The sequence below is a fragment of the Sinomonas soli genome (genome assembly GCF_054782415.1).
Genome location: NZ_BAAGSN010000020.1, coordinates 52,366 through 77,996, shown reverse-complemented (window position 1 = coordinate 77,996; position 25,631 = coordinate 52,366). Strand labels below are relative to the sequence as shown.

General features: G+C 71.7%; 21 protein-coding genes and 1 tRNA gene. 11 read left to right on the top strand and 11 right to left on the bottom strand.

Annotation, left to right across the window (positions count from 1 at the left end):
- Nucleotides 1–110 precede the first annotated feature (110 nt).
- Complete coding sequence (locus ACYVKZ_RS18655; protein ID WP_066500145.1) at nucleotides 111–788, top strand: Crp/Fnr family transcriptional regulator; 678 nt, start codon at nucleotides 111–113, stop codon at nucleotides 786–788.
- 93 nt (nucleotides 789–881) lie between these two features.
- Here ACYVKZ_RS18655 and ACYVKZ_RS18650 read toward each other — a convergent pair whose 3' ends face one another.
- From ACYVKZ_RS18650 to ACYVKZ_RS18640, 3 genes are read right to left on the bottom strand one after another with little or no spacing between them, the layout of a single operon-like run.
- Entirely contained in the window at nucleotides 882–1,820 is a 939-nt protein-coding gene (locus ACYVKZ_RS18650) for an NUDIX hydrolase (protein WP_460993710.1), read from the bottom strand.
- The gene (locus tag ACYVKZ_RS18645) at nucleotides 1,804–2,316 is read right to left on the bottom strand and encodes a RidA family protein (RefSeq protein WP_307005033.1); all 513 of its coding nucleotides are present in this window, start codon (nucleotides 2,314–2,316) and stop codon (nucleotides 1,804–1,806) included. The genes ACYVKZ_RS18650 and ACYVKZ_RS18645 overlap by 17 nt, the downstream gene beginning before the upstream one ends.
- The gene (locus ACYVKZ_RS18640; RefSeq protein WP_084249599.1) at nucleotides 2,313–2,471 is read right to left on the bottom strand and encodes a DUF4177 domain-containing protein; all 159 of its coding nucleotides are present in this window, start codon (nucleotides 2,469–2,471) and stop codon (nucleotides 2,313–2,315) included. Before ACYVKZ_RS18640 ends, ACYVKZ_RS18645 begins: the two co-directional genes overlap by 4 nt.
- A gap of 36 nt (nucleotides 2,472–2,507) precedes the next feature.
- On the opposite strand from ACYVKZ_RS18640, the gene ACYVKZ_RS18635 reads away from it, so the two are divergent.
- The 5 genes from ACYVKZ_RS18635 (at nucleotide 2,508) to ACYVKZ_RS18615 (ending at nucleotide 9,851) form a co-directional block, all read left to right on the top strand.
- Entirely contained in the window at nucleotides 2,508–4,859 is a 2,352-nt protein-coding gene (locus ACYVKZ_RS18635) for a transglycosylase domain-containing protein (protein WP_460993709.1), read from the top strand.
- 24 nt (nucleotides 4,860–4,883) lie between these two features.
- The gene (locus tag ACYVKZ_RS18630) at nucleotides 4,884–5,846 is read left to right on the top strand and encodes a metallophosphoesterase (RefSeq protein WP_460993904.1); all 963 of its coding nucleotides are present in this window, start codon (nucleotides 4,884–4,886) and stop codon (nucleotides 5,844–5,846) included.
- 85 nt (nucleotides 5,847–5,931) lie between these two features.
- Nucleotides 5,932–7,794, top strand: coding sequence for an ABC transporter ATP-binding protein (locus ACYVKZ_RS18625; RefSeq protein ID WP_460993901.1), 1,863 nt, complete (start codon nucleotides 5,932–5,934; stop codon nucleotides 7,792–7,794).
- A complete protein-coding gene (locus ACYVKZ_RS18620; RefSeq protein WP_460993708.1) occupies nucleotides 7,791–9,677 on the top strand; it encodes an ABC transporter ATP-binding protein in 1,887 nt (628 codons plus the stop codon). The genes ACYVKZ_RS18625 and ACYVKZ_RS18620 overlap by 4 nt, the downstream gene beginning before the upstream one ends.
- Nucleotides 9,678–9,774: 97 nt before the next feature.
- A tRNA-Pro gene (locus ACYVKZ_RS18615) sits at nucleotides 9,775–9,851 on the top strand.
- Between the two features lie 90 nt (nucleotides 9,852–9,941).
- Here ACYVKZ_RS18615 and ACYVKZ_RS18610 read toward each other — a convergent pair.
- Both ACYVKZ_RS18610 and ACYVKZ_RS18605 read right to left on the bottom strand, forming a co-directional pair.
- Nucleotides 9,942–12,617 (bottom strand): cation-translocating P-type ATPase, encoded by a 2,676-nt coding sequence (locus ACYVKZ_RS18610; protein WP_460993899.1) that lies wholly within the window; start codon nucleotides 12,615–12,617, stop codon nucleotides 9,942–9,944.
- A gap of 228 nt (nucleotides 12,618–12,845) precedes the next feature.
- Complete coding sequence (locus ACYVKZ_RS18605; protein WP_460993707.1) at nucleotides 12,846–13,079, bottom strand: hypothetical protein; 234 nt, start codon at nucleotides 13,077–13,079, stop codon at nucleotides 12,846–12,848.
- Between the two features lie 210 nt (nucleotides 13,080–13,289).
- Here ACYVKZ_RS18605 and ACYVKZ_RS18600 point away from each other — a divergent pair, with 210 nt between their 5' ends.
- The gene (locus ACYVKZ_RS18600; RefSeq protein ID WP_460993706.1) at nucleotides 13,290–14,585 is read left to right on the top strand and encodes a helix-turn-helix domain-containing protein; all 1,296 of its coding nucleotides are present in this window, start codon (nucleotides 13,290–13,292) and stop codon (nucleotides 14,583–14,585) included.
- Here ACYVKZ_RS18600 and ACYVKZ_RS18595 read toward each other — a convergent pair.
- Both ACYVKZ_RS18595 and purD read right to left on the bottom strand, forming a co-directional pair.
- Nucleotides 14,578–15,492: a phosphoribosylaminoimidazolesuccinocarboxamide synthase gene (locus ACYVKZ_RS18595; protein WP_460993705.1), complete on the bottom strand. Its 915-nt coding sequence runs from the start codon at nucleotides 15,490–15,492 to the stop codon at nucleotides 14,578–14,580. The genes ACYVKZ_RS18600 and ACYVKZ_RS18595 overlap by 8 nt on opposite strands.
- Nucleotides 15,489–16,799 (bottom strand): phosphoribosylamine--glycine ligase, encoded by a 1,311-nt coding sequence (gene purD / locus ACYVKZ_RS18590; protein WP_460993704.1) that lies wholly within the window; start codon nucleotides 16,797–16,799, stop codon nucleotides 15,489–15,491. Before purD ends, ACYVKZ_RS18595 begins: the two co-directional genes overlap by 4 nt.
- 81 nt (nucleotides 16,800–16,880) lie before the next feature.
- Here purD and ACYVKZ_RS18585 point away from each other — a divergent pair, with 81 nt between their 5' ends.
- On the top strand, nucleotides 16,881–17,888 hold the full coding sequence (locus tag ACYVKZ_RS18585; protein WP_460993703.1) for an asparaginase: 1,008 nt from the start codon (nucleotides 16,881–16,883) through the stop codon (nucleotides 17,886–17,888).
- An 11-nt stretch (nucleotides 17,889–17,899) separates the two neighbouring features.
- Nucleotides 17,900–18,337, top strand: a complete 438-nt coding sequence (locus ACYVKZ_RS18580) for a sterol carrier family protein (protein WP_460993702.1) — start codon at nucleotides 17,900–17,902, stop codon at nucleotides 18,335–18,337.
- Here the strand turns inward: ACYVKZ_RS18580 and ACYVKZ_RS18575 are convergent, their stop codons facing one another.
- Nucleotides 18,338–19,108, bottom strand: a complete 771-nt coding sequence (locus tag ACYVKZ_RS18575; RefSeq protein WP_460993701.1) for an SDR family oxidoreductase — start codon at nucleotides 19,106–19,108, stop codon at nucleotides 18,338–18,340.
- 121 nt (nucleotides 19,109–19,229) lie between these two features.
- On the opposite strand from ACYVKZ_RS18575, the gene aceE reads away from it, so the two are divergent.
- Nucleotides 19,230–22,037 carry a pyruvate dehydrogenase (acetyl-transferring), homodimeric type gene (gene aceE, locus ACYVKZ_RS18570; RefSeq protein ID WP_460993700.1) on the top strand — a complete coding sequence of 936 codons (2,808 nt, stop codon included), beginning with the start codon at nucleotides 19,230–19,232 and terminating at the stop codon, nucleotides 22,035–22,037.
- A gap of 167 nt (nucleotides 22,038–22,204) precedes the next feature.
- On the opposite strand, the gene ACYVKZ_RS18565 is transcribed toward aceE, so the two are convergent.
- The 3 genes from ACYVKZ_RS18565 to ACYVKZ_RS18555 form a co-directional block, all read right to left on the bottom strand.
- Nucleotides 22,205–22,675, bottom strand: coding sequence for a hypothetical protein (locus ACYVKZ_RS18565; protein WP_460993699.1), 471 nt, complete (start codon nucleotides 22,673–22,675; stop codon nucleotides 22,205–22,207).
- A 145-nt stretch (nucleotides 22,676–22,820) separates the two neighbouring features.
- Nucleotides 22,821–23,012, bottom strand: a complete 192-nt coding sequence (locus tag ACYVKZ_RS18560) for a hypothetical protein (RefSeq protein ID WP_307005055.1) — start codon at nucleotides 23,010–23,012, stop codon at nucleotides 22,821–22,823.
- Nucleotides 23,013–23,274: 262 nt separating this feature from the next.
- Nucleotides 23,275–24,030: an IclR family transcriptional regulator gene (locus ACYVKZ_RS18555; RefSeq protein ID WP_460993698.1), complete on the bottom strand. Its 756-nt coding sequence runs from the start codon at nucleotides 24,028–24,030 to the stop codon at nucleotides 23,275–23,277.
- Between the two features lie 214 nt (nucleotides 24,031–24,244).
- Between ACYVKZ_RS18555 and ACYVKZ_RS18550 the strand changes: the two genes are divergently transcribed.
- Nucleotides 24,245–25,627, top strand: coding sequence for an NAD-dependent malic enzyme (locus tag ACYVKZ_RS18550; RefSeq protein ID WP_307005058.1), 1,383 nt, complete (start codon nucleotides 24,245–24,247; stop codon nucleotides 25,625–25,627).
- The last annotated feature ends 4 nt before the right edge of the window (nucleotides 25,628–25,631 follow it).

Genomic DNA, 25,631 nt, shown 5'->3' with positions numbered 1-25,631 from the left:
CGCGGGCTGTGTGCTGTGTCGCCTGCCAAGTTCGTCACAAAAGGTCCGCGGTATCTGAAACAATGAGCCCAGCGCAAGCAAGCGAATGCAACTGACACTAGGAGACTGAATTGGACCTCGAGGTACTGCGCCGCGCACCGCTCTTCGCCACGCTCGACGACGAAGGGTTCCGCCTGCTGACGGATGAGCTCACCGAGGTGGACCTGTCCCGGGGCGCGTCGGTGTTCCGCGAAGGCGACCAGGGCGACCAGCTCTACTTCATCGTCTCCGGCAAGGTGAAGCTGGGCCGCACCTCCCCCGACGGCCGCGAGTCCCTCGTGGCGATCCTCGGCCCCGGCGAGCTCTTCGGCGAGATGGCCCTGTTCGATCCCGCGCCCCGCAACGCCACGGCCACCGCCGTCTCCGAGACCCGCCTCGCCGGCCTGAAGAACGAGGCCCTCGTCGCGCTCCTGCGGTCCCGCCCAGAGGTCTCCGCGCAGCTGCTGCAGGCCCTGGCCCGCCGCCTGCGCCGCACCAACGACTCGCTCTCGGACCTCGTGTTCTCGGACGTCCCCGGCCGCGTGGCGAAGGCCCTCCTGGACCTCGCCGACCGCTTCGGCCGCCCGGCGACGGACGGCGTGCTCGTGGCCCACGAGCTCACCCAGGAGGAGCTGGCCCAGCTCGTGGGCGCGTCCCGCGAGACGGTCAACAAGGCCCTGGCCGAGTTCGTCCAGCGCGGCTGGATCCGCCTCGAGGCCCGCGCTGTCGTGATCCTGGACATGCAGCGGCTGCGCCAGCGCTCCCGCTGAGCCCCCCGCTACACGGAAGGAGCCGGACCCCTGCGGGTCCGGCTTCTTCCGTCTGTGCGCGGCGGCATGTGCCTGCCTCAGGCCATGCCTGCGCTATGCCTGCTCGGCGGGACGGCCGACGGCGCGCAGCGCCTCGGTGGGCGGCGCGACGGCTCCCGGGGCGCTCACCTCGAGGTAGAGCTGGCCGCCCTCCTCGACGAGCTCGGCCTGGTAGACGTGGTTGCTGCGCTTGATGTTGAGGTAGGCGATGCAGCCCCTGGCCTTGGCCATCTTGGCGAGGATGATCTCCGTGGCGGGGACGAGGAGTTCCGGCAGCGCGAGCCCGCGCGTGTCCGGCTGGCCCACCTCGTCGCCGAGGGCGCTCGTCTCCTTCTCCGCCATGAGCGTGGCGGCGCTCACCCACTGGCCCCATACGCCCTTGCTCGGCAGCAGGGTGGGGGTCTGCCCGACGGGGAGCGTGGCCGCGAAGTAGCGGGTGTCGAACCGCCGGTGCGCGAAGTCGGGCGTGACCCAGTGCACGAGGGACCGCAGCAGGTCCGTCCGCAGTCCCAGGCCGCGCTTGGCGAGCAGCTCGGCGAAGCCGATCTCCTGGCCGGCGAGCGCCTCGCGGGCGCGGACCCAGTCCGCCGTGCTCGTGCCCTCGACCACGAGCGATTCGTCGGAGCCGGCCAGGAGCACTCCGGACTCCTCGAACAGCTCGCGGATGGCGGCGACGACGTGGACCCGGGCGAGGGCGTAGTCCTCAGTCCCCAGGACCTCGGCCCACTGGCCCACGCTCGGCCCGAACCAGTCGAAGGAGTCCTGGTCCGCGTTCTCGACCGAGCCCCCCGGGAATGCGACGACCCCGAGGGGCGAGTCGCCCGTGCGGTAGGTCAGCCACGTCTCGGTGCCACCGGGGGCGTCGCGCACGAGCGCGACGGACGAGGCGAGACGGGGCTTGCGCGGTGCCCGGTCGGCTTCATCGAGCCAGCTGCGGGCCGCGCCCTGCAGGCGCTTGGGCAGGGTGAAACGGCGCCTATGCGAAGTCGGCAATCAGCTCAACCTCCACTGGGGCGTCGAGCGGCAGGACCGCGACGCCGACGGCGGAGCGGGCGTGCGTGCCGGCCTCGCCGAAGATCTTGCCGAGCAGCTCCGAGGCGCCGTTGACCACCCCGGGCTGCCCCGTGAACTGCGGGTCGGAGGCGACGAACCCCACGACCTTGACGATGCGGGTGACGCGGTCGAGGTCCCCGATCTGGGCCTTGACCGCGGCGAGCGCGTTGATGACGCACACCTCGGCGTGCTTCTTGGCGTCCTCGGCGCTTACTTCGGCGCCGACCTTGCCGGTCGCGGGGAGCTTGCCGGAGACGAACGGCAGCTGGCCGGAGGTGTAGACAGTCGAGCCGCTCACCACCGCCGGGACGTAGGCGGCCACGGGCGCGGCGACCTCGGGCAGGCTCAGGCCCAGGTCCGCGAGGCGGCGCTCGACGGCGCTGCTCACCTCGGCCTCGGCGGCCCCTTCCGCTGGTGCGGCCTGGTCGTGGCTCATGCCTGCTTCTCCCTCTTCATGTACGCGACGAGTCCGTTGCCCCCGGGGCCCGGGACCACCTGGACGAGCTCCCAGCCGTCCTCTCCCCACTGGTCGAGGATCTGCTTCGTCGCGTGGACGATGAGCGGCACGGTCGCGTATTCCCAGGCGGTCATGAGGCCAGATTAGCCCCTCCCGTTAGACTGGCACACATGGCGTCTGGCAAGAACCCTGTCTTTGACACGGCCACCACTCTGGGCAAGATCTTCGCATTCCTCGGCGTGAGTGCGGTCTGTGGCGTGCTGGTTGCGGGGCTCCTCGTGCCCGCCGCGGCCGTCACCGGCAGCGCAGCGAACGGCTCGGTCCAGTTCTTCGACAGCCTGCCCAGCGAGCTCACCGTCGAGCCGCCCGGGCAGGTCACGAAGATCCTGGCCTCGGACGGCTCGCAGATCGCGACACTGTTCTCGGAGAACCGCACCAAGGTCTCGCTCGACCAGATGTCCCCGTACATCAAGGACGGGATCGTCGCCATCGAGGACTACCGCTTCTACGAGCACGGCGGCGTGGACACGACCGGCATCCTGCGCGCGCTCGCGGCCAACTTCCGGGGCGGCCGGCAGGGTGCCTCGACCCTCACGCAGCAGTACGTCAACAACGTGATCAACGAGAACCTCGTGGCACAGGGCAAGGCGGACGAGGTCCTCCTGAACGGCCTGAACAAGGGCGTCGGGGACAAGCTGCGCGAGATGAAGCTGGCCATCGCCCTCGAGAAGAAGTTCAGCAAGGACCAGATCCTCGAGGGCTACCTCAACATCGTGTTCTTCAACGCCAACGCCTACGGGATCGAGGCGGCGAGCCAGTACTTCTTCTCGACGGACGCCAAGAGCCTGACGCTGCCGCAGGCGGCGCTCCTCGCCGGCCTCGTCAACAGCCCCTCGATGTACGACCCGATCGCGCACCCCGAGGCGTCGAAGAAGCGCCGCGACCTCGTGCTCGACGCGATGCTGCAGCACGGCAAGATCAACCAGAAGCAGCACGACGACGCCGTGGCCACCCCTGTGAAGACCAAGGTCAACCCGCCCAAGCAGGGATGTCCGTACGCGCAGTCCGCGCAGTACTTCTGTGACTACGTGCTCCACCAGATCCTCAACGATCCGGCGTACGGAGCGGATGAGAAGGAGCGCACGGCACGGATCATGCGCGGGGGGCTGACCATCAAGACCACGCTCGACCCGCGCCTCCAGGCGCCGGCCCAGCAGCAGGTCGACTCGACGGCCGGGGCGAACCCGCTCAAGTGGGCGGCCTCCCTCGTGACCGTCCAGCCCGGGACCGGCAAGATCGTCTCGATGGCCCAGAACTCCCGCATGCTGGACGGCCAGGGTTCGAGCTTCGTGACCTCGTACAACGTCAACGTCGAACGCAGCGACCCCTCCGGCAACCCCCTCGGCGGCGCGGGCGGCATGCAGCCCGGATCGACGATGAAGCCCGTGACGCTCGCGGCGTGGCTCAACGAGGGCAAGTCCACCAATGCCATCGTGAACGCGGCCCAGCGCCGCTACCCCAAGGGCTATCCGTGGAAGACGACCTGCGCCCCGGTCGTCGGCTGGTACGACGACACGGTGGAGGGCTCCACCGACCTCCAGAACGACGAGCCGAACTGGTACCGGCCGATGACGGTGCGCGAGGGCATCTACCAGTCGATCAACACGGCGACCTTCGCCTCCGCCGCGGGCCTGAACGACTTCTGCGACATCCAGCGGGCCGCCGATGCGCTCGGGATGCACGACGGCGACGGCAACGGCAAGAAGCTCGACCTCCACTACCTCGGCAACCTGCTCGGCGGCATGAACGTGGCCCCGCTGACGATGGCGAGCGCCTTCGCGACCTTCGCGGCGGACGGCACCTACTGCACCCCGATCTCCATCACGGACGTGACGGACGCCCAGGGGAAGCGGATCGGGGGCCAGGCGCCGACCTGCCAGCAGAACGCGATCAAGCCCGAGGTGGCGAGGGCGGCCACGAACGTGCTCCAGGACGTCCTGACGAAGGGGTCCGGCTACAACATCAAGGATGCGTCCGGCCAGACCATCAAGCTGCCCTACCCTGACGCGGCCAAGACCGGTACCAACAACTTCAACAACCAGACCTGGGTGGTCGGGTACACGAAGGGCCTCGCGACGGCGTCCTTCTTCGGAGAGGCGCTGAAGGACCCGGCCTCCTCCACCATCGGGCGGGAGATCACGATCAACGGCCGGTTCTACAAGTCGGTGGACGGCGCCTTCATCGCCGGTCCGCAGTGGGCCAACTTCATGCAGAAGGCGGCGCCGCTCTACGACAACGGCAGCTTCGAGGCACCGCCGCAGAATCTGATCACCGGCGCGAACACGGACTCCACCCCATCCACGTCGCAGCAGGGCGTGCAGCAGCAGCAGAATCCACAGCCGGCGCCCGTCGCCCCGGCCCCCGCGCCGAAGCCGCAGCCCACCCAGCCTCCGGCCCAGAAGCCGGCCCCCTCGCCCGCACCCCAGCCCACCTCAGGCAAGGGCAAGGGCGGGAACGGCTGAGCCGTGGATCCTGCACTCGAGAGCATGCCGGCGCGCGCCGGGGGCCGGGTCGGTCCCGCGCTGGCCAGGGCGGCGCGGCGTGCCGCCCTCCTCGCCGGCCTGGGCCTGAGCGCGGGCGCCGCCGCGGCGGCGTACGGATGGTGGGAGAAGGACCAGTTCACGGTCCGCGAGGAGACCGTGCCCGTGCTCCCTCCGGGCGCGGGGCCGCTCCGGGTCCTGCACCTGAGCGACATCCACTTCGTGCCCGGCCAGACCGCGAAGGTCCGCTGGCTCGCCGGGCTCGCCGCCCTCGAGCCCGACCTCGTGGTCAACACCGGTGACAACCTGAGCCACCCGGACGCGGTGCTGCCGCTCGTCACGGCCCTGAAGCCGCTCCTGCGGTTCCCGGGGGTGTTCGTTCCCGGCTCCAACGACTACTACGCACCGGTCGCGAAGAACCCGGCGGCCTACCTCCTCGGCCCCTCGAACCGGAAGCCCCTCCCCCGCCGCATCGAGCTGGACTGGCGCAGCCTCTTCACAGCGTTCGGCGCGGCGGGCTGGCTGGACCTGACGAACCGGGCGCAGTCGATGAGCGTCGGCGGGGTCCGGCTGGACCTCTCGGGGGTGGACGATCCGCACCTGCGGCGCGAGCGCTACGCGGGCTGGCCGGTGCCGGCTCCCGGCCCTTCGGAGGGGCCCTCGCTCAAGGTCGCCGTGATCCATGCGCCGTACCAGCGGGTGCTCGACCACTTCGCCGACGCCGGCGCCGAGCTGATCCTCGCGGGCCACACGCACGGCGGGCAGATCTGCCTTCCCGGCTACGGCGCCCTCGTCTCCAACTGCGACCTGCCGACGTGGCGCGCCAAGGGCCTCACCCTCTGGGAGGAGGGCGGCCGTTCGGTGCCGCTGAACGTCTCCGGCGGAATCGGCACCTCGCGCTTCGCCCCGGTGCGGATCGCCTGCCGCCCCGAGGCGGTCCTGCTCACGCTCACCGCCCGCCCGGCGTAGGGTAGTTGCCACAGCTAACTACTTCTCCCCCAGGTGTGTGAACCCCGGCATGCCACAGCGCGCCCCTGTTGACCCCACGGCACCGATCCCGCAGCAGAGCCCGTACTGGGCCTCCATCGGGCGTCTCGGCCCGATCGTGCGCCCCATCGTGCCGCGCCTCGTGATGGGCCTCGTCGTCGCCCTGGCCGCCTCGGCACTTGCCCTCGCCGTCCCGCAGGTGCTGCGGCTCGTGATCGACGAGCTGCTCCGCAGCGGCACCCAGCCCGCGGCAGTGTGGGGAGCGGCCGGCGTCGTGCTCGTCCTCGGGGTGCTCGAGGCGACGATGATCTACCTGCGCCGCGTCCTCGTGATCGAGCCGAGCATCACGCTCGAGCGGCAGCTGCGCACCTCGATGTACGACCACCTCCAGGACCTGCCCGTCTCGTTCCACGACCGGTGGGGCTCGGGGCAGCTGCTCTCGCGCTCCGTCGCGGACCTGGGGTTCCTGCGGCGGTGGCTCGCCTTCGGCGCGATCTTCCTCGTGGTCTCGATCAGCACGGTGGCCCTCGGCGTGGTCCTGCTGTTCACGCTCTCGTGGCAGCTCGCGCTGATCTTCCTCGCGGCCGCCGTGCCGATCATGGTCTACGGGGCGATCTTCCGCCGCCGCTTCTCGCTCGCCACCCGGCGCAGCCAGGACCAGGCCGGCGACCTCGCGACCGCGGTCGAGGAATCAGTGCACGGCATCCGCGTCCTCAAGGCCTTCGGCCGCGCCCGCGAGGCGCTCGAGGGCTTCACCGAGCAGGCGCGGCACCTGCGCGAGACCGAGGTGGCCAAGGCCCGGCACCAGGCCCTGTTCAGCCTCGTCGTGACCCTGCTGCCCGAACTCGCGCTCGGCACGGGCCTCGTCACCGGCATCTGGCTCACTGCCGCCGGGCACCTGAGCATCGGCTCGCTCGCCGCCTTCTTCGCGACGGCCGCGGCGGTCGCGCAGCCGGTCGAGGCCAGCGGCATGCTCGTGGGCATGGCGCTCACGGCGAAGACTGCCGTGGACCGGCACTTCGAGGTCATGGATGCCACGAACACCGTGGCCGACCCGGAGCACCCGCGCCACCTCAGCACCCCCCGCGGCGAGCTGGCCTTCCGCGGCGTCCGCTTCTCCTTCGGAGCCCCCGGCGCGCCCGACGCCGGCCGACCGCCGCGCGCCGCCGGCCCAGCGTCGGAGGTCCTGCGCGGGGTGGACCTGCAGGTGCGGCCCGGGGAGACGATGGCGCTCGTGGGCGCGACGGGCTCCGGCAAGAGCACGCTGCTCCAGCTCGTGCCGCGGCTCTACGACGTCGGCGCGGGCGCCGTGGAGGTCGACGGCGTGGACGTCCGGGACCTCCCGCTGGCCGAACTGCGACGGCTCGTCGCCGTCGCGTTCGAGGACACCACCCTGTTCTCCTCCTCGGTGCGGGAGAACGTGCTCCTCGGCGCCCCCGTCCAAGACAGCCCGGAGGCGGACGCCGTGCTGGCCGAGGCCCTCGAGGTCGCCCAGGCCCAGTTCGCGTACTCGCTCCCGGACGGCCTCGCCACCCGCATCGGCGAGGAGGGCCTGAGCCTCTCGGGCGGGCAGCGCCAGCGCATCGCCCTGGCGCGCGCGATCGCGGCGCAGCCGTCCGTGCTGGTCCTCGACGATCCGCTCTCGGCCCTGGACGTCGCCACCGAGGAGCGCGTGTCCGAGGGCCTGCGCGCGGCACTCGCCCACACGACCACGCTCATCGTGGCCCACCGCCCCTCGACCGTGGCCCTCGCGGACCGCGTGGCACTCCTGCGCCACGGCGTGGTCGAGGACGTGGGCACGCATGCCGAGCTGCTCGCCCGCAGCGACCACTACCGCTGGGTCATCGCGAGCCTGCCCGGGGAGCCGCGGGACCTGGACCGGGACGAGGAACCGGATCTGGACACCGTCTTCTCCGAGGAGGCCCGATGAGCCGCACCCACCGCACCTCCCCCCGCCCGGCGCAGCCCGGCGAACCGGTGCGGGACCAGGGCGGCCAGGGGACCCGCGGCGAGGACGCGGTGGACCTCACGCGGGAGGCGAGCCGCGCCGTCCGCCGTCGTTCGCTCAGGCTCCTCGGGGACCTCGTCCGGCCCGTGCGCGGGCGCCTGTGGGCGACCCTCGCGATGGTCGTCGTCTCGCAGGCATCCCGCGCGGCGGGCCCGGCGATCATCGCCTTCGGGATCGACCGCGCGCTGCCCGCCCTCGCCTCCGGCGACCCGGCGCAGATGTGGCTCGCCGGCGCCGGGTACGTCGCGGCGGCGCTCGTCACCGGCGTGCTCACGGCCGGCTACGTGACCTCGACCGCGAAGCTGAGCCAGGCCATGCTCCTGGACCTGCGCGTGTGGGTCTTCCGGCACACGCAGCGGCTGAGCCTGGACTTCCACGAGACCTACACGTCCGGGCGCATCATCTCGCGGCAGACCTCGGACCTCGAGGCGCTGCGCGAGCTGCTCGACTCGGGCATCAGCTCGCTCGCCTCCGGCCTGCTGTTCATGGCCTTCACCGCGATCACGGTCTTCGCGCTCGACTGGCCGTCGGGGCTCATCATGCTCGCCGCCGCGGTCCCCATGCTCTTCCTCGCCCGCTGGTACCAGGTGCGCTCCCAGCGGGCCTACCGCTCCTCCCGGGTCGTCTCGGCGCGGCTGATCGTGCACTTCGTCGAGACCATGACGGGCATCCGCGCGGTCAAGGCCTTCCGGAAGGAGCGCGCCAACAGCGCCGAGTACGGCCGCCTGGCCGACGACTACGCCGCCGCCACCCAGCGTTCGGTGATGCTCAACGGCGTCTTCCAGCCCGGCCTGGTGCTCATCGGCAACGTGACCGTGGCCGTGATCCTGCTCGTCGCGGCGTTCCGCGTGCTCGACGGCGGCCTCGCCGTGGGCGTCCTGCTCGCCGTGGTGCTCTCGACCAAGCGGTTCTTCTCACCGCTCGAGCAGATGGCCATGTTCTACAACTCCTTCCAGAGCGCGCAGGCGGCCCTCGAGAAGGTCTCCGGCCTGCTCGAGGAGGTCCCCAGCGTGCGGCCGCCGCAGGATCCGGTGCCCCTGCCGCACGCCCGCGGCGCGGTCGCCTTCGAGGCGGTCTCCTTCTCCTACGGCTCGGGGCCCGAGATCCTCCCGGAGTTCACCCTGCGGATCCCCGCAGGGCAGACGGTGGCGCTCGTCGGGGCGACCGGCGCGGGGAAGTCGACGATCGCCAAGCTCTTGGCCCGGTTCTACGACCCCACCTCGGGGGCGGTGACGCTCGACGGCGTGGACCTCCGGCGGCTCTCGACGCGGGACCTGCGGCGTGCGGTCGTCATGGTGACGCAGGAGGCCTACCTGTTCTCGGGCTCGGTCGCTGACAACATCGCGCTCGGGCGGCCGGATGCCGCGCGGGAGGAGATCGAGGCAGCGGCCCGCGCGGTGGGGGCCCACGAGTTCATCGCGGCGCTGCCCGACGGCTACGACACTGACGTCACCAAACGCGGCGGCCGGGTCTCGGCCGGGCAGCGCCAGCTCATCTCCTTCGCGCGGGCCGTGCTGGCGAACCCGTCCGTGCTGATCCTGGACGAGGCGACGAGTTCCCTCGACATCCCGTCCGAGCGGCTCGTGCAGTCCGGGCTCGCCAGGCTGCTGGGCTCGGGCCCGGGCCAGGAGGCGGGCCGGACCGCCGTGATCATCGCCCACCGGCTCTCGACCGTGGAGAACGCGGACCGCGTGCTCGTGGTGGACGGCGGGCGCATCGTCGAGGACGGCTCCCCGGCCGAGCTCCTCGCCGGCGGAGGGCGATTCGCGGCCCTCCACGGAGCGTGGCGGGACTCCCTCGTCTAGCTCGCGCCGCGCGGGAGGAGGGCCGTCTCCGATTTCATCTTCGCCCCCTGATCGGGTACTCTGGATGAGTTGCTTCGGGGAGACTCGGGTGACGGATCGGGATGTAGCGCAGCTTGGTAGCGCGCTTCGTTCGGGACGAAGAGGTCGCAGGTTCAAATCCTGTCATCCCGACCATGTGAAGGCCCCACGGCATGAGCCGTGGGGCCTTTGTCGTGCGCCGCCGCGTCGTGCGCCCTCCCGTGCGGGCCCTCCGCAGAGGGCGCCTCAGTGGTGCGGGAGGACCGGGTGCGTCCTCCCGGCGCCCCAGCGGTGCCGGAGCGTCTTGTGGAACGCGTCCCCGGCCAGCACGCCCGGGATCGCGAAGGCGGCGACGGCCAGGCCCTCGAGGGGCGGCGGTGCCTGGCCCAGCAGTGCGGCCACCGGCCCGATGAAGAGGAAGACCGCGAGCAGCACGAGTTCGGCGGCGATGGCGCCGAGCAGCATGCGGTTGGTCCCCCACGGCAGGCGCCAGGCCGGCCGGCTGGCGCTGCGGCAGGCGTAGGCATTGGCCAGCTGGCCGAGCACCACCGCCGTGAAAGCCGCCCCGGAGGCCGCGGCGACCGTCGCGGGGTCGGGGAAGGCACCGCCGGGGCGCCAGCCCGCGAGCCAGAGCACCGTGGTGAATGCCGCCATCTCGACCACGACCTCGGCCGGCCCCAGCACCGCGAACACCCGGAACAGCAGGCTCGCGTCCATGAGGTGGCGCCGCTCCGGCGGGCGCCTGAGGACGCCCGCACTCGGGCTCTCCCCGCCGAGTGCGAGGGCCGGCAGCAGGTCCGTGCCGATGTCGAGGCAGAGGATCTGCAGCACGCCGAGGGCCAGCGGGAAGTGCCCCGCGGACAGGGCCCACACCACGAACGGGGTCAGCTCGGCCACGTTGTCCGTGAGGTGGTAGGTCAGGAAGCGCCGGATGTTCGCGTAGGTCGCCCGGCCCTGCTCCACCGCCACGATGATCGTCGCGAAGTTGTCGTCGAGCAGGACGAGGTCGGCCGCGTTCCGCGCCACGTCGGTGCCGCTGCGCCCCATCGCCACCCCGATGTCGGCGGCCTCGAGTGCAGGACCGTCGTTGACGCCGTCGCCCGTCATGGCGACGCAGTGGCCCCGGCCCTGCAGGGCGTGCGCGACGCGGAGCTTCTGTTCCGGAGTGACCCGCGAGATCACCACCCCGTCCCGGTCCAGGAGCGCGCCGAGCACCTGGAGATCTTCCGGGAGCGCGGCCCCCTCCAGCACCGCCTCGGTCCCCGTGCCGCGCCCGATCAGCCCGATCTCCCGGGCGATCGCCGCGGCCGTCATGGGGTGGTCCCCCGTGACCATCGCGACCCGGATCCCGGCCTCGCGCGCCTGCCGGATCGCGTCGGCGACGGCGGGGCGCGGCGGGTCGTGCAGGCCGATCAGGCCGCGCAGCACGAGCTCGCGCTCGAGGACGACGGCGTCCGCCTCGCCGCGCGCCGCGGCGGCCGCCTCGGCGGCCGTGAGCTCACGCGACGCGACCGCCAGCACCCTCAGGCCCCGCGCGGCCAGCTCCGCGAGCGTCCGGCGTGCCCGGTCCAGCCACGCCCCCTCTCCGCCGGGCCCGGCGCCGGGCGAGCCGTCGCCCACGCACAGGTCAAGGAGCGTCTCCGGGGCGCCCTTGACCCACAGCTCCGTCCTCCCGCCCTCGCCGGCGGGGAGGACCGCGCTCTGCCGTTTGCGCTCCTCGTCGAACGCGAAGCCGGCCAGCGCCGCAGGGCCCTCTGCTGCCCCGCCGAGCCTGCGGTCGAGCGCCGCGAGGGCGCCCTCCATCGGATCGCCGACGGCGCGCCACTCGCCGTCGTGCTCCTCGATGTCCCCCTGGGAGGCGGCCCGGGAGCCGGCGGCGAGGCGCGAAGCCGCCGCGACCGCGGGCGGAGTGCCCGCGACCGCGGCCTCGGGCTCGTACCCGCGCCCCTCGAGGCGGACAGAGCCCTGCGGGGTCCACACCTCGACGGCGCTCATCCGGTTCTGCGTGAGGGTCCCGGTCTTGTCGGTGCAGATGAACGTCGTGGAGCCCAGCGTCTCGACGGCCTGAAGGTTGCGCACGAGCGCGTGGCGTCTGCTCATGCGCTGGGCACCCATGGCCAGGGAGAGCGTGACGGTGGGCAGGAGCCCCTCGGGGACCAGGGCCACGGTGACCCCGATCGCGAACAGGAAGGCCCCCGCGAGGGGATTGCCGATGAGGAACGAGATCACGAAGAACACCGCGCCGACCGTCACGGAGACCATGGCGATCACCTTCACGACGCGCGTGAGCTCGAGGTCGAGCGGGCTGGGCGGCGACTCGGCCCGGGTGGTCAGGCGCGCGATCTCGGCCAGCCGCGTGGACACCCCGGTCGCGCTGACGCGCCCGACGGCCTCTCCCGTGGCGACGAAGGTGCCGCCGGTCGCCGCCGTGCCCGCCTCCCTGACCACGGGCAGGCTCTCCCCGGTGAGCATGGACTCGTCGAGGGACAGCCCGGACGCGTGGAGGATCTCGAGGTCCGCGGGCACGCGGTCGCCTGCGGCGAGCAGGACGATGTCCCCGGGGACCAGCTCGACGGCACCGACCACGGTGGTCCGGCCGCCGCGCCGGACCTGGACGTTGCTCGGCAGCAGGTCGCGCAGCTTGCCCGACGCCCGCTCCGCACGGGCCTCCTGGACGAAGGCGAACAGCCCGTTGATGACGACCACCGCGGCGATCGCCCAGCCGAGCTGCGGCATCCCCGCGACGAACGCGAGGATGGCGGCCGTCCACAGCATGAGGGCGAAGAAGTGCGCGAGCTCAGCGCCGAGCCGCGCCCACCAGGGGCGCACCCGCTCGCGCGGCAGGCTGTTGGGGCCGTAGCGGGCCCTCAGCTCCGCGACGTCCGCGTCGGAGAGACCCACGGGGGCCGAGGGGCCGGGCATGCCCGGGCGCGGCGGCCCGGCGGGAAGGCGCGGGGTGACGCTCACGGGGGTATTCTCCCGGACCCCGAGGCGGCCGTGGAAGGGAAGGAAGGCCCCGGCGCCGCGCCCGCGGACGCAGAAGTGCCCCGGACCGGAGTCCGGGGCACTCTCCGACTGGCGTCAGCACTCCCCCACAGGTGTACTGGGCTGACGGGCCGGGTCAGCGTGAGGCGGCTGCGCCGCGTCCGCTCAGAGGCTGCTGCCGGTGACCGACATCGGGTCGGGCCAGTTGCCGATCGCGGTGGCCTTCATCGGGTCGGGCCAGTTGCCGATCGCCGTCGACTTCATCGGGTCGGGCCAGTTGCCGATCGCCGTCGACTTCATGGGATCCGGCCAGTTGCCGATCGCTGTCGGGGCGCCGGCAACCCCGGACACTGCGAGCGCGCCGCCAAGTGCGAGGGCCGCAATCAGTTTCTTCAGCATGAGCTTGTCCTTTGTCTTTAGTCCCGTTGGAAGGTGGGACAGGGTGCGTCTAACTGGGCAGAGCGTGCTTTGTCATGATTGACATTCCCAGTAAAATATCTCCCACATTGCCTGTCAAGGAATACCGTCGCCCTCTTGACGGCCCATGATGGATATTAAAGACAATCGCGCTCCGGTTCACGAGGTTCCGGGCCGGGCCAGGAGGTCATCGTGGGGAGTGGATTCGGCGAGAAGCTGCGTGCCGAGCGACTGGAGCGCGGACTCACTCAGGCCGAACTCGGCAAGGACCTCTACTCGCCCAGCTACATCTCGCTGCTCGAGACCGGGCGGCGCGAGCCCACCGCAGAAGTGATCCAGGAGCTGGCGCGCAGGCTGCAGCTCGCCCCGAAGGCCCTCGAGGCCTGGAGCCAGCCCGTGAGCGCCAACGACGCGGAGTACGTGCTCGCGGGACTCTACGCGCGGCAGGCCTGGGACCTCCGCGACTACGCGCAGGCCGCGACCCACGCCGCGACGGCGGCGCAGTTCGCCCTCGACGGCAAGAACAACAGCGCGTGGTGGAACATGACCTACATGCAGGCCGAGTGCCTCATGAAGCAGGGCGAGCTGGCGGAGTGCCAGCGGATCGTCCAGCACCTCCTCGAGCATCCCATCGTCGCCGAGTCGGCCGGCCTCGCGGTACGCGCGCGCCAGATGCTCGCGGCGGTCTGCCACGGGCTCGGACAGCTCAGCACGGCGGTGGAGCACGCTCGGGAGGCGGTGCGGCTCGCGTCCCAGCTCCCCGCGGGGTCCACGATCTACATCGGCGCCCTGCGCGCGCTCATCGGCGCCCTCGCGGAGAGCGGGAAGCTCGACGAGGCCTGGGAGCAGTGCCGCATCCTCGAGACCCTCGTCGACGAGGAGTCCATGGGCCAGCTCGCGGGCGAGATCGAGTGGGTGATCGGCAACGTCGCGTTCATGCGCGCCGACTACGCCGAGGGCGTCAAGCACCACGAGCGGGCCGCCAAGCTCCTCTCCCCCGCCAACGACATCGAGCTCTGGGCCCGCTTCAACAAGGCCTCGGCGGCCGTGCGGCTCTCGGGCGGCATCATCGAGCCCGAGACCCTCGCGGCGATCGAGCGCGCCGAGCTGGCCCTGAGCATCGTGGGCGGCTCTCGCTCGGAGCAGCTCGAAGTGAGCTTCATCCGTGCCCGGTGGCTGTACCTCAACGGCCAGATCCCGGAGGCCATCGAGCTCCTGCGCACCATCCACGCCGAGAAGGCGGTGCTCGGCCGCCACACCGCCGGGGAGGTCGCCCTCCTCTACGGCCGGGCGCTCAAGGCGCTGGGCCGCAACGACGAGGCCCTCGAACTCCTCGCCGACGCCCGTGAGCAGTTCAGCTACGCCGGGGCCTCGGACAAGGTCCAGCAGGTTATGGACGCGATCCTCGAGATCCGGCTCGCCACTCAGCGCGCCGCGAAGGAGTCCTCGGCCGGGGCCAAGGCCGCCGAGAGGGACGGCGTCAGCTGAAGGCGCGGCCGGTGAGCCGCTCGTACGCCTCGACGTAGCGGTCCCGGGTGCGCTCGACGACCTCTGCCGGCAGGGCCGGCGGCTCCTGCCCCGAGGCACGGTCCCAGCCGGACTCCGGGGACGTGAGCCAGTCGCGCACGAACTGCTTGTCGAACGAGGGCTGCGCGTGCCCCGGCTCCCAGGTGGCCGCGTCCCAGAAGCGCGAGGAGTCCGGGGTGAGCACCTCGTCGCCGAGGGTGATGTACCCGGTGGTCGGGTCGACGCCGAACTCGACCTTGGTGTCCGCGAGGATGATCCCCCGCTCGCGGGCGATCCGCTCGGCCTCCCGGTAGATCTCGAGCGTGAGGTCGCGCAGCTGCGCCGCGGCCTCGTCGCCGACCATGCCCGTGACGTCCTCATACGTGATGTTCACATCGTGCTCGCCGAACTCGGCCTTGGCCGAGGGCGTGAAGACCGGCTCGTGAAGGCGCGAGCCGTCAACCAGGCCCGGAGGCAGCGGGATCTCGCACACCGTTCCGGACTCCCGGTACTCGGCCAGGCCGGAGCCCGTGAGGTAGCCGCGGGCAATGCACTCGACCGGGTACATCTCGAGCCTGCGGCAGACCATGGCGCGCCCGGCGACCTCGGCGGGAACGCCGTCGTCCACCGTCGCGGCCACCACGTGGTTGGGCACGTTGAGCTGCTCGAACCACCACAGGCTCAGCTGGGTGAGGATCCGGCCCTTGTCCGGGATGGTGCTCGCGAGGACGTAGTCGTAGGCGGAGATCCGGTCGCTCGCGACGACGAGCACCTGGTCCGCCGGCCCGTCGACGGGCTCGTACAGGTCCCGGACCTTGCCGGAGTAGATGTGCCTCCAGCCCGGCAGCTCGAGGACCTCGGCGGAGAACCCTGCCTTGTCGATGCTCATCGCTCTGCTCCCGTTCCGGCGCCGTTGCGCACCCCAGGCACGCTGATCTCCCCGCGTGCTGCCTTTGCCGCGATGTCGCGGCGGTACTGCCCGCCCTCGAGCCTGATGAGGCCCATGCCCTCGTAGGCCAGCTCGCGTGCCTGGGCCAGTCCCTCGCGGAGGGCCACGACCGCGAGCACGCGGCCGCCGGCGGAGACCACCTTGCCGTCCTCGTCGACCGCGGTGCCGGCGTGCAGGACGTGGATGCCCTCGAGCTTCTCCGCCTTCTTCAGCCCGCGGATGCGGTCGCCGGTGCGTGGGGTCCCGGGGTAGTTGTGCGACGCGAGGACGACGGCGACGGCGGTCTCGGGCGCCCAGCGCAGGTCCCCGGCCGTCTCGAGCTGGCCGGTGGCGGCGGCCAGCAGCAGGCCGCCGAGCGGCGTCCTGAGCCGGGCGAGCACGGCCTGCGTCTCCGGATCGCCGAACCGGGCGTTGAACTCGATGACGCGGGTGCCGCGGGAGGTGAGGGCCAGGCCGCAGTAGAGCACGCCCACGAACGGGGTGCCGCGCTTGGCCATCTCGTCGATGGTGGGCTGGGCGACGCGCTCGACGACTTCCTCGACGAGCCCGGCGGGGGCCCACTCGAGCGGGCTGTAGGCGCCCATGCCGCCGGTGTTGGGGCCCTCGTCGCCGTCGAAGATGCGCTTGAAGTCCTGGGCGGGGGCGAGCGGGACCACGGTGTGGCCGTCGGAGAGGACGAAGAGGGAGACCTCGGGGCCGTCGAGGTACTCCTCGATGACCACGGTGCCGCCGGCCTCGAAGCAGGCCTGGGCGTGGGCGAGGGCCTCGCTGCGGTCCGAGGTGACCACCACGCCCTTGCCGGCCGCGAGCCCGTCGTCCTTGACCACGTAGGGCGCCCCGAAGGCATCCAGCGCGTCGGCGGCCTCACCGGGGTTGACGGCCACCCGCGCCATCGCGGTGGGGACGCCGGCCTCCGCCATGACCTGCTTCGCGAAGGCCTTGGAGGCCTCGAGCTGGGCGGCGGCCCGGCTGGGGCCGAACACGGGGATCCCGGCGGCCCGGACGGCGTCGGAGACGCCCGCGGCGAGGGGCGCCTCGGGGCCCACCACGACGAGGTCCGCCGCGAGGGTCCGCGCGAGGGCCGTGACCGCGTCCGGATCGTTCGCGTTGACCGGATGGGTCGGGACGATCTGGGCGATTCCGGCGTTGCCGGGCGCGGCGTGCACCTCGGAGACGGCCGGATCGGCGATGAGGGAGCGGACGATGGCGTGTTCGCGGCCACCGGGGCCGATCACGAGAACCTTCACGCCCCAAGGGTATCGGCCAGCCCGTGCGCGGCGCACCCGGGCGTCCCCGGCAACCCGGCCCCGCCCACCTAGACTGAGGCCATGGCCCACGCAACCTTCACCGCGGACGACGCCGTCGAGCTCGCTGTGATCGAGCGCAGCGGCTTCATCGAGTCCCGCCACCTCGGCTCGGCCGTGGTGCTCTCCGGCGACGGCTCCGTGGTCACCGAGCTCGGGGACATCCGCACGCCCGTGCTCGCCCGCTCCACGCTCAAGCCGTTCCAGGCGCTCGCGTCCATGCAGGCCGGCGTGCCGCTGCGGGGCACCCAGGTGGCCCTCGCGTGCGCCTCCCACACGGGTTCGCTGGACCACATGGACGTGGTCGAGGGGATGCTCCACGCCGCGGGCCTGGGCGAGGCGGATCTGGGCTGCCCGGCCGAGTGGCCGGCGGACGAGAACGCCCGGGCCTGGCTGGTCCGCTCGGGCCAGGGCCGGCGGAAGCTCGCGTACAACTGCTCCGGCAAGCATGCGGCCTTCCTGTGGGCCTGCGTGGAGAACGGGTGGGACCGGCGCAGCTACCTCGAGCCGAACCACCCGCTCCAGCAGCGTGTGCGGACCACGATCGAGGAGTACGCCGAGGAGCCCATCGCGCACCTCGGGATCGACGGCTGCGGGGCCCCGGTGGCCGCGCTGTCCCTGCGCGGGCTCGCCCAGGCCTACTCGCGGCTCGCGAAGTCGCCCGGGGATGACGCCGCCAACGCCCGCGCCGCCACCATCGCCACCTCGATGCTCGACTACCCGTGGGCGGTCCAGGGCCATGACAAGGAGAACACGATCGTCATGGAGGAGCTGGGGATCCTCGCCAAGGTCGGCGCCGAGGGCCTCCTCGTGCTCGCCACCCCGCAGGGCGCCACGGCGGCCGTGAAGGTCCTCGACGGCAACGTCCGCGCCACGACCCTCGTGGGCCTGACGATGCTCGCAGCGGCCGACGCCGTGGACGTCCCCGAGGTGGCCCGGGTCCTCGAGCGGGTGGTCGACCCGGTGCTGGGCGGTGGACGCCAAGTGGGCCGCATCCGGCTGGGGCGCGCCGTCTCGGCGCTGCTGGACTGAGGGAGGCCGCCATGGCTGTCCGCCGCAGGATCGCGCACGACGCCGGCCGCGCCGCAGTCGCTGCCTGGCTCGCCGCGCACCGGGGCCAGGCCGCTGCCGGGGGGACCCCCTCGGGCGAGGCCGCGGCGGACGGCGGCCGGGCCGGCGTCGTCCGTGGCGCCGTGGACCGGCAGACGACCGCCACGGCCGTGCGCTACCTGCTCGAGGAACTCTCGGAGCGGGCCCCCGGGAACTCGGTCGAGGTGCGCGTGCCGCCGTTCGGGGTGGCGCAGTGCGTCGAGGGTCCACGGCACACGCGCGGGACGCCCCCGAACGTGGTCGAGACGGATGCCGAGACGTGGCTCGCCCTGGCCACGGGCACGCTCGGGTGGCCCGGGGCCGTGGCCTCCGGCCGGCTCACGGCCTCCGGGATCAGGACGGACCTGAGCGAGTTCCTGCCGCTCGCGTAGCTACCCCCGCCCCACGAAGGGCATGCCCGCGGCGGTGATGAGCAGGCTGCCGACGGTGGCCTCCGCCGGGAGCGAGGCCATGAAGGCCACGGCCGCCGCGGCCTCCTCGACGGCGAAGGTGGGCTCGACCAGGCGCGAGCCGTCCGCCTGGAGGGCGCCCTCGCCGACACCCACCGTGTAGTTGAGCTGCTCTACGAGCTCAGTGCGGGTGTTGCCGATGTCGATCTGCCCGCACGTGATCCCCCACTGCCGCCCATCGAGCTCGATGCTCTTGGTCAGGCCCGTGATGGCGTGCTTCGTGGCCGTGTAGGCGACGGAGCGCGGCCGCGGCGAGTGCGCCGAGATCGAGCCGTTGTTGATGATCCTGCCGCCCCGCGGCTCCTGCGCCTTCATGGCCCGGAATGCCGCGGCCGCGCACAGGAAGCTCCCGGTGAGGTTCACGGCCACCGTGGACTCCCATGCCGCGGGGTCGATCTCGCCGACGTCGCCGGAGGGGCCGAACGTCCCGGCGTTGTTGAACAGCACGTCCACCCGCCCGAGCGCCTCGACAGCCTCCGCGAAGAGCCGCTCGACGTCGGCCGGCACGGTGACATCGCAGGGCACCACGAGCGCGGCCGGGGCCGCACCCGCCGTCTCCTCCAGCTGCGCCCGCCGCCGGCCCGCAAGGGCCACGCTCCACCCGTCGGCGAGGAGCCGGCGGGCCACGGCCCGGCCGATCCCGCTGCCGGCACCGGTCACCACGGCGACGCCGGGTGCTTCGCGCTTGCTCATTGCTGCCTCCATTCCGTCACGGACTTGACGTGCGTCACGTCCACAGGCCACGCTAGTTTCACATTACAGTATTTCTCTTCCGCTATATGGAATATAGCCATCGGGCGGAGGAGCGGCGGGGATGTCCCGCCGACGCTCGACGCGCGGCACCAACGCGCGCAGAAGGAGGTTGGCCGTGCTCACGTCAGAGCCTACCCAGCAGTTCCTCGGCGGCGCCGGGGCCGCCGTGGACCGCGACCCGGAGGAGACCGCCGAGTGGATCGAGTCCTTCGACTCGCTCGTGGCAGAGCGGGGCACCGAACGGGCCCAGTTCATGGTCAAGAACATCCTGCAGCGGGCGGGCGCGCAGAGCGTCGGCGTGCCCATGGTCCACACCACGGACTACATCAACTCGATCCCCGCCGACCAGGAGCCCGAGTACCCGGGCGAGGAGGAGGTCGAGCGCCGCTACCGCGCGTACATGCGCTGGAACGCCGCGATCATGGTCCACCGGGCCCAGCGCCCCGGCATCGGGGTCGGCGGCCACATCTCGACCTACGCCGGCGCGGCCACGCTGTACGAGGTCGGCTTCAACCACTTCTTCCGCGGCAAGGACCACCCCGGCGGCGGGGACCAGGTCTTCTTCCAGGGCCATGCCTCCCCCGGCATGTACGCCCGGGCGTTCATGGAGGGCCGCCTCACTGAGGAGGACCTCGACGGGTTCCGCCAGGAGAAGTCCAAGGAGGGCCACGCCCTCTCCTCCTACCCGCACCCCCGCCTCATGCCGGCCTTCTGGGAGTTCCCGACCGTATCCATGGGCATCGGCCCCATGAACGCGATCTACCAGGCCCAGTCGAACCGGTACCTGCATCACCGGGGCATCAAGGACACCTCGGACCAGCACGTGTGGGCCTTCCTCGGCGACGGGGAGATGGACGAGCCCGAGTCCCGCGGACTGCTCCAGCTCGCCGCGAACGAGAACCTGGACAACCTCACGTTCGTGGTCAACTGCAACCTCCAGCGCCTCGACGGGCCGGTGCGCGGCAACGGCAAGGTCATGCAGGAGCTCGAGGCGTTCTTCCGCGGCGCCGGCTGGAACGTCATCAAGGTGGTCTGGGGCCGCGAGTGGGACTCGCTGCTGTCGAAGGACACCGAGGGGAACCTCGTGAAGCTCATGAACGAGACCCCCGACGGCGACTACCAGACCTTCAAGGCCGAGAACGGGGCCTTCGTCCGGGACCACTTCTTCGGCAGGACCCCGGAGACCAAGGAGCTCGTCGCCGACTACACGGACGAGCAGATCTGGAACCTCAAGCGCGGCGGCCACGACTACCACAAGGTCTTTGCGGCCTACCAGGCGGCCACCGAGTTCAAGGGCAAGCCCACGGTGATCCTGGCGAAGACCGTCAAGGGCTACGGCCTGGGCCCGCACTTCGAGGGCCGCAACGCGACCCACCAGATGAAGAAGATGACCCTGGGAGACCTCAAGGACTTCCGCGATTACCTGCGCATCCCCATCTCGGACGAGCAGCTCGAGGCCAACCCGTACGAGCCCCCGTACTACCACCCGGGCTTCGACGCCCCGGAGATCCGCTACCTCCTCGCCCGGCGTGCCGACCTCGGCGGCCCGGTCCCCGAGCGGCGCAAGGAGCACCGCGCCGTGCCCCTTCCCGCTGAGAAGGCGTACGCGATCGCCAAGCGCGGCTCGGGCAAGCAGCAGGCGGCCACCACGATGTCCTTCGTGCGCCTGCTCAAGGACATCATGCGCGATGCGGACTTCGGCCAGCGGATCGTCCCGATCGTCCCCGACGAGAGCCGGACCTTCGGCATGGACGCGTTCTTCCCCACGGCGAAGATCTACAACCCCAAGGGCCAGAACTACCTCTCGGTGGACCGTGACCTCGTCCTGGCCTACAAGGAGTCCCCGGCCGGGCAGCTCATCCACCCCGGCATCAACGAGGCCGGCGCCGTCGCGGCGTTCACCGCGGCCGGCACCGCCTATGCGACCCACGGCGAGCCGCTCGTGCCCGTCTACGTCTTCTACTCGATGTTCGGCTTCCAGCGCACCGGCGACGCCTTCTGGGCAGCGGCGGACCAGATGGCCCGCGGGTTCGTCATCGGCGCCACCGCCGGCCGCACCACGCTCACCGGCGAGGGCCTCCAGCATGCCGACGGGCACTCCCCCCTGCTCGCCGCCACCAACCCGGCCGTCGTCACCTACGACCCGGCCTACGGGTACGAGATCGGGCACATCGTCAAGGCCGGGCTCGAGCGCATGTACGGCGGGGAGCATCCTGACCCGAACGTCATGTACTACCTCACGGTCTACAACGAGCCGATCGTCCAGCCGGCCGAGCCGGAGGGCCTCGACGTCGACGCGCTGCTGAAGGGCATGCACCGCCTGACGTCCGACGCCGTCGCCGGCCTCGCCGCCGACGCCCCCCGCACGCAGCTGCTCGCCTCCGGCGTCGCGGTGCCGTGGGCGCTCGAGGCGCAGCGGATCCTCGCGGAGGACTGGGGCGTGGCCGCGGACGTGTGGAGCGTGACGAGCTGGAGCGAGCTGCGCCGGGATGGCCTCGCCGCCGAGGAGCAGGCCTTCCTGCACCCCGAGCTCGAGGCGCCCACCCCGTTCGTGACCCGGCAGCTCGCGGCCACGTCCGGACCGGTCGTGGCGGTCACGGACTACAACAAGTCGGTCCCGGACCAGATCCGCCAGTTCGTCCCGGGCGACTACGCCGTGCTCGGCGCCGACGGCTTCGGCTTCTCGGACACCCGTGCGGCCGCGCGGCGGTTCTTCAAGATCGACGCGCACTCCGTTGTGGTGCGGGCGCTGCAGATGCTCGCCCGCCGCGGCGAGGTCGACGCCGACGCGCCGCGCCAGGCGTTCGAGAAGTACCGCCTGCTCGACGTGAACGCCGGCACGACTGGGAATGCGGGAGGCGAGAGCTAGACCCTTCCGCAGCACGGCCGGCAGGCGCCGGCCCACACGCTGCCCCCGCACCGTCCCCTGGGGCCTGGTTGGACGGTGCGGGGGCCGGCGGCCGATTCACAGTGGCCGCCACCGGGCGGCCCTCCTCGTGCAACGGGAGGGCCGCCGTCGTCTGTCGGGCGGCCGCCTCAGACGTGCCAGCGGGGCCCCGCCTGACGCCCGGGGCCGGGCCGACGGCCGAGGTGCATCACAGCGCGCACGAAGGCGACCAGTTGGGCGAGGATTCCGATCAGGGCGCCCACGATGCCGATCACGAGCAGGACGCGGACCAGGAGGGCCCAGTCGGGCGGGCCGCCGGGAAAGGCGAACGGGAACACGTTCCAGACTCTGACCGTGGCCACGATCCCGAAGACGAGCACGACGATCTCCCCGACCGCGCGGAGAGCAGGGGTGCCGGCCACCAGGTAGACGGCGTTGGCGACGAGCCCCGCGATCCAGGCGGCGTTGACCGCCCCGATGACCTCGGAGGCCTGGGGGGTCACAAACGGCACGGCCCACCAGCCCGGCCAGACATTCGCGGCGTACAGCAGGACGCCGATCACGACGATCGACGGGACTGCGCCCTCGCGCCCCGTGCTCCTCCGCTCGGCCCGCTCCATGGCCCCATCACATCCTTCTCCCCGCCGCCGCGCGAGAGGCTTTCGTCCCGGCGCGCCCGGGAACGGCAGCGGCCCCGTTCCCGGAGGGGGAGCGGGGCCGTTGCGCAGCCGCGGGGCGAAGGGGCTGAAGAACCTGGGGGCCGGGTCAGCGCCCCAGGAACCAGTTCAGGACGGGGACGCGCGCGGCCCAGCCGCGGCGCTCCCCCTCGCGGGCGGGTCGGAGCGCCAGGTCCGGGTCGATGTGCGTGACCTTAGGGATGTAGCGCTCGGCGGGCTGCTGGGCGAGGCGGGACGCCTCCGTGGCAGATGGACGCGCGACGGTCGTGCTGGTGGACATCTCTCTCCCCTTTCCGGGCTCCTGGTCGGCGATCATGCTCGCAGCTCCTCCTCGTGGGCTGGCTCCGCAGAGCGCGGCACTTTCCACCCCTAGATCTTCCACTTCGTGGAAGAACTTTATTGATATATGGAATTCTACCGGGATACCAGAGAAGGGGTCAAGAGCTGCAGCCCCACAAGACGACGAAGCGGGGGCGCGCCGCGGACGGCGCACCCCCGCTTCGGGTGCAGGTCAGCCGGGCGCCCTCCGCGGGCGCGCCGGCTCAGGTTCGGTTGAGCTCGGCCGAGATATTCGCGGCCGCCTCGCGCAGGAGCGGCACGGCCCGCTCGCCGAACGACTCGTCGACGCGGGACACCGGGCCCGAGACGGAGATGGCCGTGGGCGTTGGGGCGTGGGGAACGGCCATGGAGAAGCAGCGCACGCCGATCTCCTGCTCCTGCTCATCGATCGCGTACCCCCGCGCCCGGATCTTGTCGAGGTCGGACAGCAGCGACTCGATGTCGCCGAGGCTGTAGGCGGTCGGCGTGGGCATGCCCTGGCGTGCCACGATCGAGCGGACCTGCTCGTCGTCGAGCTGGGCGAGGATGGCCTTGCCGACGCCGGTGTCATGGGTGTGGGCGCGCCGGCCCACCTCTGTGAACATGCGCATCGCGTGGGGCGAGGGGACCTGGGCGACGTAGATGACCGTGTCCGAGTCGAGGACGGCCATGTTGGCAGTCTCCCCGAGCCGCTCGACGAGCATCGCGAGCTGCGGCGCCGCCAGGGCCCCGAGCTGCTTGTTCGCGCCCTCGCCGAGCCGGATCAGCCGCGGGCCGAGCGCGTAGCGCCGGTTGGGCAGCTGGCGCACGTAGCCGAGGCTCACGAGTGTCCGGAGGAGCCGATGGATCGTGGGCAGCGGGAGCTCTGTCGAGGACGAGAGCTCGCTGAGGGTGACGTCGCCGCCCGCATCCGTGATGAGCTCGAGGAGCTCGAAGACCCGCTCGACGGACTGGACGCCGCCGGACGCCTTCTCTGCCATGGTTCCCTCCTGGGTGCCGCCGGACCTGTTCCGGCAAAAATTATCCGCATCCCGGAAACTTGCGGCATTTCCACGATACCCCACCCGGCACTCGCCGACTAGGCGGACGCAGGTCCCGAGCTCGGTACTTGTTTTTCCAAGATACAGAGAATAATATCCGTACTACGGAAAAAGAGCCACTGAGGCGGATGCCTCCCGATCCAAGGACGATTCAATGGCGAGTCCCAGCCCCGGCAACTCCATCACCCTGCGCGTGGACGCCCCCAGCCGCATCAGCATCACGAGCGAGCTCGCGGCCGCCGTCGCGGCGGCCGGCGCGCCCGTCACTGCGCTGGACATCAGCGAATCCCACCACGACCAGCTCGTCGTCGACATCACGTGCAACACCACGTCCGAGCAGCACGCGGAGCAGGTCGCGGCAGCGCTCGAGGCCCTCGACGGCGTGACCGTCCGCAAGGTCTCCGACCGCACCTTCCTCATGCACCTGGGCGGCAAGCTCGAGGTCGTCCCGAAGGTTCCCCTCCGCAACCGCGACGACCTCTCGCGCGCCTACACCCCCGGCGTCGCCCGCGTGTGCCGCGCCATCGCCGAGAACCCCGACGACGCCCGCCGCCTGACCATCAAGCGCAACACGGTCGCGGTGGTCACGGACGGCACCGCCGTGCTCGGCCTCGGCGACATCGGCCCCGCAGCCGCCCTTCCCGTGATGGAGGGCAAGGCCGCGCTGTTCAAGCAGTTCGCCAACGTCGACGCGTGGCCCGTCTGCCTCGACACCAAGGACACCGAGGAGATCATCCGGATCGTCAAGGCCCTCGCCCCCGTCTACGGCGGCGTGAACCTCGAGGACATCGCCGCGCCGCGCTGCTTCGAGATCGAGGCCCGCCTCCGCGAGGAGCTCGACATCCCGGTCTTCCACGACGACCAGCACGGCACCGCGATCGTCACGCTCGCTGCCCTCGTGAACGCCCTCAAGATCGTCGAGAAGGACATCGCGGACGTCCGCATCGTCGTCTCCGGCGTCGGCGCGGCCGGCAACGCGATCATCCAGCTCCTCAAGGCCCAGGGCGCCCGCAACATCATCGCGTGCGACCGCAAGGGGGCCATCCACCGCGGCCAGCAGCACACGGATGCACACCGCGTGTGGATCGCGGAGAACACGAACCCGGAGGCCTTCTCCGGCACGCTCATCGAGGCCCTCAAGGGCTCGGACGTGTTCATCGGCGTCTCGGCCCCGAACCTGTTCGGGCCCGAGGAGGTCGCCACGATGGCCGAGAAGGCGATCGTCTTCGCGATGGCCAACCCGGACCCCGAGACCGACCCGGTCGCCGCCGCGGACCACGCTGCCGTCGTCGCCACCGGCCGCAGCGACTTCCCGAACCAGATCAACAACGTCCTCGCGTTCCCGGGCGTCTTCCGCGGCCTGCTCGATGCTGGCGTGGCGGACATCACCCCTGAGATGCTGGTGGCCGCGGCCCGGGCCATCGCCGCCCGCGTCTCCGACGAGGAGCTCAACCCCAGCTTCATCGTCCCGAGCGTGTTCGATCCGCACGTCGCCCAGGACGTCGCCGCCGCCATCGTCGCGGCCGTGCAGGCGTAGTTCC